A 12763-nucleotide genomic window follows, 5' to 3' on the forward strand; every position below is an offset into this window, starting at 1 on the left:
AAAATTACTATCATGGTATTTAATTCTTTAACCTTTGTTGTCTTCTTTGCAATCATGCTGGTATTGCACAACCTTCCGCTTGCATGGAAGGTTAAAAAGACAAACCTGCTCCTTGCCAGCTACCTGTTTTATGCAGCATGGAACCCTCCATTTATATTATTGCTTTGGCTTTCAACAGTGGTAGATTTTTTTGTTGGCAAAGCGCTGTACACCCAACAAAACCCAACCAAAAAGAAACTGCTGCTCGTTGTCAGCCTCATCGGCAACCTGGGTATGTTGTGCTTTTTTAAATATGGCAATTTCCTGCTCGAAAACTTTGTACAACTCATGTCGGTTATCGGGCTGGATTTTCACCCCGCAAAACCTAACATTATCTTACCAGCTGGAATTTCATTCTATACTTTCACAACGCTTTGTTATACGATCGACATGTATAAGAAGCGTAGTGAACCCGTAAAATCGTTACTCGATTTTTCGCTCTTTGTTACGTTTTTCCCGCACCTTGTTGCAGGACCCATTGTACGACCTGAGCAACTGGTACCGCAATTTGAAACTGCGCGTAAGGCCAATCAGACACAGCTGCTTCGTGGGCTATTTCTACTATCGCTTGGCTTGTTTATGAAGGTGGTGCTGGCAGATGGCATGCTTGCTTCTCCTGCGGATACGGTCTTTGGTTCACAGGCTCCTCTTGCAACACTGGATGCATGGATGGGGGTACTTGCGTTTTCGGGCCAGATATTCTTCGACTTCGCCGGATACTCTACCTGCGCCATTGCAGTGGCTATGTGTCTTGGCTTTGTACTACCCGAGAACTTCAAATATCCGTATGCCGCAAACGGGTTCTCCGACTTCTGGAAACGCTGGCACATCACCCTATCAACCTGGTTACGCGACTACCTCTACATTCCACTGGGTGGCAACCGCAATGGTAAATTCAGAACCCACCTCAACCTGATGATCACTATGCTGCTAGGCGGACTTTGGCATGGTGCCAACTGGACGTTTGTGGTATGGGGTGGCTTGCATGGATTGTTTCTTGTGGTAGAAAAGCTTATCCAGGACTTCACGAAAAAACAGGAAAGCGTTGTTGTAAAAAAACGTGCTTTCGCCATCCAGGGTATCAGTGGTGTGGAACTGCTAAGAGCAGCGTCATCATCCCGGTTGTTTGTTGTGTTGCTCACGTTTTTCCTGGTAAATGTTACCTGGGTATTTTTCCGTTCGCCCGACTTCACAACTTCATGGCGATTGTTAACTGCGATGTTTACCAATGTAAAAGGCGGCGCAGCCGTACTACCTACATTAACCATCATAAAGGTTGCTGTAATTATCACGCTCATGCTGGTATGCCATTGGGTTATGCGCAACAGGAGGGTATTACCGGTAAGCAGTAAAATCCGTTGGTGGGTACTTGGGATTGTGTGGGCCGCAATGGTTATCCTGCTGATGCTGAGCCAGGAAAGCTCAAACTCGTTTATCTATTTTCAATTTTAATGATTATAACTGTTAACTGAGCCAGGCGCTACAGAGACCAGCAAATTATATATACTGTAGTTGCAGGTTGAACCTGCAACTACAGTTTTTTTTGTTCAAGTATTTAGTGATTGCTTACCGCCAGGCAGCTGGTAGTATGATGTGTTTGGAAAATAATTGTTCCTGGCAACATGGTGCAGTGGCGGCGATGGCGTTTTATCTTCTTTGGGCGCCACCCCAAGCTGCGCAAGGGGTCGGGCTTTCCGCTACTACTCCGCCACAAGCTATACTGCAGGGCCTTCAGCGGGGTAGCCGCTTCAATCCCTGGCGCATGGTTTTAACTAAACCACATGCATTACCGCTCTCAAATTTTCGTGTTGTCAATTGACATCGGTTTCGATATATGCAGCACCATCTTTGACGTGGCACATGAAGGGGGGTGTTGTTGCATACTATTGCAACAAGGAAACCAGGAATAACCTTTCATGAAGTCACCAGCCTGTTATCACTTTCGCCGCGGTATGGTAACCTTCGGTTTGGGAGGTTGTTTCATGCCCTCGCCCATGTGAAATCCGGTATGCGGCGGCTGGTTATAAGCCACGTTTTGCCATGCAATACTCAAACGATATTGTGGATCGTTCATAAGGCTATAAAATTTTTTATTGGTTGGTATCGGAGTGGAAAATATTCGCAGTTCGTTATTGTCCTTTGTAGAAAAGATCACTTCTTCACGCCAGTCTCCAAGGATATCTGCCGATAACACCGGGGTTGATTTCGTTCCATTATTGCTTCTGCAACCAAACATGCCCGCATCGAGTAAGGGCTTTGTAACGGCGGCTGTATAATCCCATTTATCTATGCGGGTACTGTTTAGTATTTCACTTAATACATCACCGTCCCAAAAAATACCAAAATTGCAGGATGGTGTTCGATCAGCGATTTTATTGCCCTTACAATCAAACATTCCGGTAATGCCTGCGCCGGCAACCCAACACTCATAACCTGGATAACGCGGGTCCACGTCAAGCGCCAATCCACGTCCAGGTCCCTCTCCATCGTCGCCTGCTTTAATGGAAGCTTTTTTCCAGAGCACTTCACCGGTTTTAGCATCCCTGAAATTTGCACCCGCATCTCCAAAGCGTTCTTGTATGTCAAACACCTCAAGACCAGGGCGGGCAGGATCCAGATCGGAAACATGTAAGGCATCTCCGTGCCCAAGGCCTGTTGAATAAAGCCCTTTGCCATTATCATCGATGGTCATGGCGCCAAAAACAATTTCATCTTTGCCATCATTATCTACATCTGCTACAGATAAGTTGTGGTTACCCTGCCCACGATAGGCCTGGTTACCGGGGGTGCCATCATCACTGTCGAAAGTCCATTCCCGACTTAGCTTTTTTTCATCCCACTTCCAGGCTGTTAATACCGCGCGGGTATAGTATCCCCTTGTCATAATCAATGAAGGGCTTTTACCATCCAGGTAAGCAACACCCGCAAGAAAGCGGTCCATACGGTTACCATTGCCGTCGCCCCAGATTGCTTTCATTTCCTCCGTAGTTGGATTTGCAGAAGTGGGATGGCGCGCCGGAACAAAATCAGTGGTGAATAAGGCTGCCCCGGTAAGGCCGTCGAAAATGGTTAAGTATTCAGGACCTGCCAGGATGTAGCCCCGTTCATTTCTCCAGTCTTTTAAAGCATCCCCGATCACTTTACCTTTCCCGTCGGTGCTTCCGTCTGCCGTTTTCATGGCAATCTCCGCCCTTCCATCACCATCCAGATCATATACCATGAACTGGGTATAGTGTGCCCCTTCACGAATGTTTTTGCCAAGGTTGATGTTCCACAATAAAGTACCATCGAGTTTATACGCCTGGAAGATGGGCGGATCAGTTTCACCGGCATGACTGTTATCGTGTGCCCGCCCGGTTTGATGCAATATAATTTCGTACGCGCCGTCCCCGTCTAAATCACCAACGCTGGCGTCGTTAGGTGCATAACCCGCCGGCGTTTGCAAGGCAATGGAGAAGTAAGGCAGGCTGCCCCTTTTTAAAATGAAAGCCTTAGATGGCGGGCCTTCCTTCCTGTTATTTACCTCGGTTACATAATACTGTAATACCGAACTTGTATCTGCATGGTCATCTACAAAACCTGTTACTGTATTAACCGGGGCCGGGTTAATCTTTTGAGCTTTCCCGTTTGTTGACCGGTAAACATTGAAGGCAAGGCCATCAGGATCACTTGCCAGCAAACGCCAGCTTACAAATACTTTGGTGTCGGCGGTGCGCACGGCTACAACACCGCGGTCAAGGAATTCCATCACACGTTGTGCGCTTACCGACGAAGCGAAGAACACTGACGCAATAAGGAGTATCTTGTTCATAGCAATAAATTCAATTATTAACAACAAAAAATTTCACAGTTGCAAGTGCAACAGGGAAGATGCAACCACGAAGACGCTTATGGACCCAGCTTCAATAATTCTAATGGATGATCGAAATGGTACAGCCGGGTTTCTAAGAACTTCGATAAATAAGCAGCATTAATGACTACTATAAATTCAATGTCGTTTACTTAAGAGTATTTTGTTTGGTGACCAGCATAAGGAATACTAATCTCCATCGTTGTGTCACTCACTTGTACCGAATCGCTTTATTCACCACAGTCCTACTGCCGAGGTTAGGTAAACGACACTGACTCATAGCTCCTCTCCCCTACTGCTTCACACCGGTAGAATTCTTTATGTTCAGCGACGAGTTATCAGCGGCTTTGATCTCCATGTTTTCGAACTTCCAGTCTTTTGCGAAATTGATGTCGCCTGCGTTTGCAGCAACTACCTTTACGTTGCTGAAATTAAAATTATCAAGCGACGACTTTTCGTAGCCACTTGCATTAATCGCTTTCCTGGCATACTTCACCTGCACATTGTTTATGAAAATATCTTTGAAATGCGGCACTCCCTTTTCAGCAGGCTCAACACGTTGCAACATCGTTTTCCAATGCGCCGGAATGCTATCGTAATTGTAACCGGCAGGCAGGGTTGAATAGCTATAGGTTGGATTCCAGTTCATCGTATATAAAAAAGCGTTTCCAACCGTATCCATTACTACATTTTCAAAATGTATATCCTCAATCACACCACCGCGTGTTGCAGCAGATTTAATCTGGAAACCATTGCTTGTTCCCATAGCCCTTACGTCGGTTGCAAGAACATGACGTATGCCGCCCGATGTTTCACTCCCGAGTGTAAGAAGCCCGCCGCCTTTGCGCGCAATACACTTGCGGATAACAACATATTCCGTGGGGCGATTCACGCGTAAGCCATCCCAATCACGACCGGCCTTTAAACAAAAGTCATCGTCGTTACAATCAATGTCAGCATTTTGAATCAGCACCCATGATGAAGAGTCAACATCAATACCGTCCGTACTGGGGCCATGTCCGTCCTCATTGTTTCGAATGGTTACCCCATCAACGGTAAGATATTTTGAGTACAACAACTGAACGGTCCAAAACCCCGCGTTTGAAAAAGTGAGGTCCCGAAGGGTGATGTCTTCAGAAGACTGAACAAGAAAAGTACGGACCCGTTTTGCATCATAATCAACAATCCATCGCAATCCTTTTGGTTCGTATTCGCGGCGCATTGCCCAATATTTGTCCCAGCAAAACTTGCCCCTTGCATTCACTTTACCCTGCCCTGACACGGCAACATTTTTCTGATCGATAATATTGATAAGTGCAGCCGGCCATCGCATCTCTATACCGGCGATCCGGGTATCAATTTCAGGATAGTCCTCGAACCGCTGACTGCCCAGGATAAGCACCCCCTTGTCAATTTGCAGGTGCACGTTTGATTTGATAAAGATGGAACCCATCAGGTATACACCAGGTTTAAACTTTACGATACCGCCTCCTGCCCTGGCGCAAACATCAATGGTTTGCTGAATTGCCCTTGTGCTCATACGCGAGCTATCGTTAACAGCACCATAGTCGTTTACGAGGTACACCTTTTTGCCGATGGGTATACTGCGTGCACCAACCTTTTTTGTCCAACCCATATCAGGTTTAGCAACCACCCCGCTTGAGAAATGCAGAATTCCAAAAAATACCACCAGGCGAAGGACAATATTGGTAAGCTTGTTCATTATTGACTTTTTGACTACACGGGCTGACAAAGTCCCTGTTGATTATTAACTCAACCATTTACCGCCAATGGTTTTCCTGGTCTTTATTGTTTGATAAGTTTGGTGGAATACCGCTCATCGTTGTCAACTACTGTAACATTATAATACCCTGCTTTCATCGCCGGCAAACGCCTGTTGATCATGTTGCTTAATTGTGTAACCGAGCCTTTAGCTTCGAACAACAACCGGCCATCGGGCATGGTCACCCGAAGCACCAATGCACTGTTGTCTGATGCAAACTGAAGACGGGTACTGCCACTTGCCGGATTAGGATATAACTGCAATTGTTTAGTAGCCGCAAAGTTCAATGTGCGCGTGGTTGAATACGTTACTTTTCCATCGCGGTCCACCTGCTTCAAACGGTAATAATTTACTCCCGTATTCGGCTGGTCGTCGTTGATCGTATAGTAATTAACTGTGCCGGTATTACCCTTGTCCTGCACGGTAACAAGGGATGCGAAAACGGTACCATCAACGGAACGTTCCACTACATAATAATCAGCATTAAACTCGTTGGTTGCGCTCCATTTTACCTGTGCTTTTTTGCCCTGTTTCAGAACATCAAAAGAAAGCAGCTTAACCGGCAAGGGAGCTGCACCGGCAATAAAGATGTTTGGCCGCGGAGGAGGAAGCATTGAATCCCCGATGTAATAGGATGGATAAGGTGGCTGATTATAGGCCGAATTCTGCCAGGCAATTGCAACCCGGTACTGCGGATCGTGCATCAGTGTTGGAAGGCGCATTGTTGTGGGGATGGTGGTGGTGAAGAGCAGCAGGTTCTGATTGTCCGCGCTGCGGTAGATCATTTCTTCGCGCCAGTCGCCAAGAAGGTCAGCACTGAGACCGGGGTTAGCTTTTGTTCCGTTAACCGAGGCAGCATTACCGAAGTTGTTAATGGTTAGGAGCCGGTTGGAGGTTTTGGTGATATGATTCCATTTATCTAGCCTGGTACCATCCAGCAGTTCGCGCATAGGGTCACCATCCCACCAGATACCAAAGTTTACCGAAGGCTTGGTAGTTCCAATCTGGAGCCCTTTAACATTGTACAGGTTTCCTGACGATCCCCAAACTTCATAACCCTTGTAGGTCGGGTCGATGTCGGCAGCCATTGAACGTCCGATGTCGCCATTGTCGCCGGTCAGCGGACCCCATATTGGCTGACCCGTTTTAGCATCGCGAAACTCAAGCCCATAATTGCCGTAAGATCCCGGGTCCTCATGATTCTGCCATACTTCCTGCCCTGGCCTGTCAGGATCCATGTCGGTCATATGCAAGGCATCGCCATGTCCATGCCCTGGGGCATACAAGCCCTTTCCATTATCGTTAATAGCGCTGGAACCATTGATGACTTCGTCCTTGCCGTCTCCATCCACGTCGCCGATGGTCATGTTGTGATTGCCCTGCCCTGCGTAAGCGGCATTACCAGAGGCATTGCTGTCGAACACCCAACGAAGTGTAAGCTGGCCATTTCGCCAATCCCATGCTGCACGTACGAGGCGGGTGTAGTACCCACGCCCCATGATGAGGCTTGGTCTTGCGCCGTCGAGATAAGCAACTGCATTTACAAACCGATCCACCCTGTTGCCATAATTATCACCCCAGGAGGTTACTGCACCACGTGCGGGGATATAATCTTTGGTGGCCATGGCAGCACCGGTCATACCATTAAACATCGTTAAAAACTCAGGCCCTTCAAGGATATAACCGCCGCTGTTTCGATAGTCCCTGGAGGAATCACCAATGACGGTACCCGTGCCATCGATGGTGCCATCAGCCGTTTTGCAGGCCAGTTCGGCTTTTCCATCGCCATCGTAGTCGTACACAATAAACTGGGTATAGTGTGCACCTGCACGTATGTTTCGGCCAAGATCAATCCGCCACAAACGGGTGCCATTCATTTTGTACGCATCAATGTACACGTTACCGGTATAGCCGCTTTGCGAATTGTCTTTCGCGTTGGATGGATCCCACTTTAGAAATATTTCGTATTCCCCGTCGCCATCCACATCACCTACGCTGCAATCATTGGCAGTGTAGGTGTAGTTTTCACCTGATGGTGTAACCCCTGGAGGCGGTACTTGTAATGGAATGGTCTTGTAGATCTGCGACCACACGTCTACCGGGGGAGTTGCGGCCAGTTCAACCTGGTTGATAACCGGCCGGATGGAATAACTTCCGTCGGTGGAGCTGTTGTCAACGTAGTTGGTCGAGCCCGTTATTGGTGTATCGTTTAGCTTAACCCCGTTGCGATAAACGTTGAAGCTTATGGAAGAAGAATCCGTTCCTAACAGCCGCCAGCTTAGAAACACCTGTGTTACACTTGACCTGACTGCAACAAGGCCGCGGGTGAGAAACTCCATTTGTTTTGGTGTTGTTACTACCGAGTCTGCCGGAGGTGGAGGCGGTAGTGCCGTTAGCGAATACCTACGAACCACCGGGGTGACAACAGATGAGATACCCGCTTTAGTATAAACGATGTAAGGTTTGCTGCTGTCTTCATCAACAGCCAGGGACAAATTACCGGCGGGCTCATCAACCCCGTCGGTCACATCCGGACTCTTCAGTTCCGCCCAGGCAGTACCTCCGGCTGCCTGTTTGAAAACACGCGCAACACTCCTTCCAGAACCATTTGACATGGCATCGGTAAAGGTGCTGTAAAGGTTTCCTGCCCGGTCGCGATATAAGCTATTGTTGGTAACATCTCTTGTTGAAAGCGTTCCACCATAGCTCCATGTTGATGTTGTTCGATTGTAAGTAATAATGGTTGCACGATTGCTGTTGCCTGCGTTGAAATACGAGAGGACCGGGTTCCAGGTGCTGTTAAAGGTTATTGCTGAATGTCGCAGACCGGTTGTGGCCCCGGTGGTTGCACTTCCGCCAGGGATGGGGTTCGGAACGGGTACTGACTCCCAAACGCCATTGGTAAAGCGATAAAGTACGAGGTTGCCCGTAGTAGCGGTTGCCGAACCCTGGTTGAGGTAAACGACATAAGGTTGATTGGTTGCGCTATCAACAGCAATGCCCAGCCCAATTGCTCTTTCGGCCGACATCGCCGATCCACCAACAACTTCCCAGCCGTTAGCTGTAAAACGTTTTACAAAAGGGTTCAGGTTTGCGCCATCGGCGTAAGCGATATAGAAATTGCCATTGTTGTCGAAAGCGGCCGCGCTCCGGGCGGTAGTGCCATACTGACCAATGTTGTTGGTAACGCTTCCTGCAGAAACATACAGGTTAGCCGGATCACCATTAACCGGTTCCCACGCAGCTGCTGTGGCATTAAACGTTTTCACCGCCAGGCGATTGCCATTGGTCGCGTCAACATAGGTTGCATATAAACGGTTTGAAGCATCCGAATACAGCCGGGTATAAGTGGCATTTCCGGTAGAAACATTTCCACCCACTTGTTGCCAGGTGCCTGCGTTGTAGCGTTTTACTTTAGCAATGTTGACCTCTGTAAAAATTACATACGGCACCGATGCGTTACCTTCTTTGACCATCGTTAGCGAGGTATAATTTGAAGCTCCCGAAGCGATCTGCAACTCGCTGCCGATCACCTCCCATTGTTGGGCTATTACCGGTGTGGCAAACAGGAGGCAGGCCATGGAGAGGATATGAAGAAAGGCGCCACAGGAAGATTTTTTAGCAGCGCCAGCGAACCATTTCTGAGTAAAGTTTTGTTGCATAGCAATCGTTTAGAATTATGGAATTATGTATTGGAGAGGAACCATCCAACTCGGTAGTTACCGGGTTAGCGACCTATTATCAAATTACAATTAAACATCCGGCCTGCCCGATATAAGCAGGAGAATTAAGCCTGTCTTTAAGGATTGCCGGGCGTTTGAGATTTCCACTGATCTGTTCTGAATGGTGAAGCGGGCAGGCCCGAACCATTGAAAAGGTCTGCGACCGGGATGTTTCGCCAGGCATACCTGACCGCAACCGGCTGTGTGACCCCGGCAGCCGAAACCACTACCTTATCTCGTTCAATTACAGCTGTCGCCAACACAAAATGTTTATCTGCCCCTGCAATCATAAACTCTTTTAAACCCTGCGGACTATTGAGTCCCTGCGCATGGTCGAATTCTATAATGATCTTATCGCCACTTACCTTCATTGAACGGTAGAGCGGACCGGAGTACTCCCCCTTTTTGCCGTAGAGTTTATTCAATGCCCAAAGGCTTAATCGTTCTCCGACCGGTTTTTTATTGCGGGGGTGAATGTCGAGTGAGTCGCCATTGTCGGTTGTAACAACTATCCCGGTATTGGGGGTGTTACGATAAGTGAGTAATTGCGCCTCGCGTATCTCCGGATTTTGGCTGCGGTGAGGGGATATCTGCACGAAATAGAAAGGCAGGTTTTTGTTTTTAAAGTCGTAGCGCCAGCTGTTGATTAACGCAGGAAACAACTTCTGGTATTGCTGTGCCCTGGTCGCATTACTTTCGCCCTGGTACCATAAAATACCTTTAAGCGTATAGGGTACAAGCGGTGCAATCATCGCATTGTACAAACGATAGGGTGACTTATCGGGGTTGGGTTTAGCAGGTGCCACGGGTTTGGTTCTGGTTGTATCAGCGCTCCAGTTTGCCAAAGCCGATTTATGCTTTTCGGATGCTGCAGGATAGTCGGCCACCTGTTGATCATAACGTTCTATCAATCGTCTTAAGCCGGTATCTGCAAGCAAGACTTCTTTTTTAGTCCACGACTCGGCAGCGGTACCACCCCATGTGGAGTTGATAATGCCGATAGGATAGCCGGTTTCCTGGTGAACTTTTCTGGCGAAATAATAAGCTACCGCGGAAAAGGTGTCCACTGTTTGCGGACTACAAACTTTCCAGTCGCCCCTGAAGTCTTCCTGCGGCTCATCGGCGTTTTTGTTTGCCACGTCTATCTGCCGGATCATTGGGAAATTTGCCGCCTTAATTTCCTGTTCATAATTGATTACACCGGTATAGGAAGCATTACGTGTTTTGCTGACAAAAAACTCCATGTTCGACTGCCCTGAAGCAAGCCAGACTTCACCCAGCAACACATTTTGGACATTAAGGATATTGGAACCTTTGAAGGTAAGCTGATAAGGACCGCCGGCAGCTGTGGTGCTTATGGAAGCTTGCCATTTGCCATTGGTGCCGGTAGTTGTGGTAATACTCTTGTTGTTCCAGCTTCCGGTAATGGTAACTTTTTCGCCGCGTTCAGCCCAGCCCCATAAAGCTACCTTTGACTTTTGTTGGAGCACCATGTTGTCGCTGATCAGCGCTGGAAGCCGAACTTTTGCGTGTAAGGTTGTAAGCAGGAATAAGCACAACACTGCACTAATACAGCGCATGGAGAGGGTGTTCATACAACAGCAACTTTAGATGGTTAAGGTAACGGGAAGCAAATGCTTAGCTGTCCTGAGGCATCCTGAGGTGGGGAGTGGGTTGGGGAAGAAGTTGATAAGTTGATTGGTTGATAAGTTCGGTATTAAGGTATTAAGGTATTAAGGTATTAGGTATTGAGGAGAGAGTTGATAAGTTGATAGGCTGGGTATTAAGGTATTGAGGTATTTGAGGTATTGGGTATTGAGGAGAGAGTTGATAAGTTGACTAGTTGATAGGTTGATAGGATAGGTTGCTCAATTCATTCTGTGGCAATCCTTCCGATCCTGTCATCCGTGTCATCCGTGTTCAATTCATATTCATCCGAAATTCGCCAATCCGTAATCAGCTAATCCCTACCATCCTTGTCATCCGTGTTCAATTCATATTCATCCGAAATTCGCCAATCCGTAATCCGCTAATCCCTATCATGCGTGTTCAATTCATATTCATCCATTCATCCGTAATTCGCCATTCCGTAATCCGCTAATCCGTGTTCCATTAAATCAACAGTAATCCATCCCATCCGTGTCATCCGTGTGCCATAGTTATCCATCCCATTCGTGTGCAACTCCATAACTAATCAATCCTGCACATCCATCCAATCCGTGTCATCCGTGTTCCAAAGTTTTTTATTTCGAAGCGATTTTCCCCGCAGTGAGTTTTTCGAATTCTGCTTTGGTTACGGTGAAAATGGTTCCATGACGAACGCCTGCCGGTATCTTGATCTTATCCGAGATGTCGGTCCAGTTCTTCAGATCTTTTGATGCGACTGCCCCGTACTTGTGATCTCGGTATTTGTCGAAGTATACCACCCACTCTTCGCCTAACTTTAGCACCGTAGGTCCTTCAGCCCAATAGTTGCCGGTGATGGGTGCAGATGGTTTCGAATAGCCCTTTGTCAAATGTTTGCTCGTGGCAATACGCAGGTTCTTTTGCACGGGCCTGATGGTCTCATCTTTCAGGAACATGACATACCGGTTATCGATCTTTTGAATCGTTGCATCTATGACGTTGAAGTTTTGGTCGTACAGCAATTTGGCCTTGCTAAAATTTTTGAAGTCTTTTGTGAGCACGTAATAAATCCGGTGGTTATTGTCGCCCAGTGTGTCGGTTGCCGGGAACCTGCCCTTAATGGTTGTTGCCCAATAGATCATGTACTCTTTAGAGGAAGCATTGTAGTAAATCTCGGGCGCCCAGCAATTTTTGGCCGAATCTTCGTGCGCCATTACCGGGATATCCTGTTGTTCCGACCAATTGAGCAGGTCATCGGAACTCGCATAACCGATGCTGCGATCGTTCCAGCTCACGGTCCACACCATATGGAACCTGCCATCGCCGCCGCGAACGATGCAGGGATCACGCATCAGCTTGTCTTTGCTTACCGTCGGTCGTAAAATTGATTTATCGTTGAACATGGAGGTCCAGCTATAACCATCCTGGCTCGAGGCCAGGTGTAGGCCATCCTGCCCATTGTTTTTGAAATAAGCAAACAGGTAAACTTCGTTGGTTGTTTGTGCACCCGTTTTCGAAAACACGGAGAGGAGTAAAAGGCAGGAGAGCAGAGGTTTCATAAGGGAGCAGGTCATGGGTAATAAGGTATTTGGATTAGCGAATTACGAATTGGAGATCGGGTATTAAGGTATTTGGTGTTGGGATTAGCGGATTACGAATAGCGAATTACGAATTGGGGATTGGGTATTAAAGTTTTTGGTGTTGGGATTAGCGGATTACTGATACGAATTACGAATTGGAGAT

At 47.5% G+C, this 12763-nt stretch carries 6 protein-coding genes; 1 reads left to right on the forward strand and 5 read right to left on the reverse strand.

What is annotated here, in order from left to right; all coding sequences use genetic code 11:
* Positions 1–12 precede the first annotated feature (12 nt).
* Complete coding sequence (locus EXU57_RS10235) at positions 13–1491, forward strand: MBOAT family O-acyltransferase (RefSeq protein ID WP_133268109.1); 1479 nt, start codon at positions 13–15, stop codon at positions 1489–1491.
* 484 nt (positions 1492–1975) lie between these two features.
* On the opposite strand, the gene EXU57_RS10240 is transcribed toward EXU57_RS10235, so the two are convergent.
* The 5 genes from EXU57_RS10240 to EXU57_RS10260 all read right to left on the reverse strand — a co-directional run bounded on the left by EXU57_RS10240 (position 1976) and on the right by EXU57_RS10260 (position 12579).
* Positions 1976–3850 (reverse strand): rhamnogalacturonan lyase, encoded by a 1875-nt coding sequence (locus EXU57_RS10240; protein WP_133268110.1) that lies wholly within the window; start codon positions 3848–3850, stop codon positions 1976–1978.
* A 331-nt stretch (positions 3851–4181) separates the two neighbouring features.
* Positions 4182–5612, reverse strand: coding sequence for a glycoside hydrolase family 28 protein (locus tag EXU57_RS10245; protein WP_133268111.1), 1431 nt, complete (start codon positions 5610–5612; stop codon positions 4182–4184).
* 83 nt (positions 5613–5695) lie between these two features.
* The gene (locus EXU57_RS25815; RefSeq protein ID WP_133268112.1) at positions 5696–9334 is read right to left on the reverse strand and encodes a T9SS type A sorting domain-containing protein; all 3639 of its coding nucleotides are present in this window, start codon (positions 9332–9334) and stop codon (positions 5696–5698) included.
* 137 nt (positions 9335–9471) lie between these two features.
* Positions 9472–10989 carry a sialate O-acetylesterase gene (locus tag EXU57_RS10255; protein WP_243745563.1) on the reverse strand — a complete coding sequence of 506 codons (1518 nt, stop codon included), beginning with the start codon at positions 10987–10989 and terminating at the stop codon, positions 9472–9474.
* Between the two features lie 648 nt (positions 10990–11637).
* On the reverse strand, positions 11638–12579 hold the full coding sequence (locus tag EXU57_RS10260; protein ID WP_133268113.1) for a glycoside hydrolase family 43 protein: 942 nt from the start codon (positions 12577–12579) through the stop codon (positions 11638–11640).
* Positions 12580–12763 lie beyond the last annotated feature (184 nt).

The sequence above is a fragment of the Segetibacter sp. 3557_3 genome (assembly GCF_004354985.1).
In the GTDB taxonomy this organism is placed as follows: Bacteria; Bacteroidota; Bacteroidia; order Chitinophagales; family Chitinophagaceae; genus Segetibacter.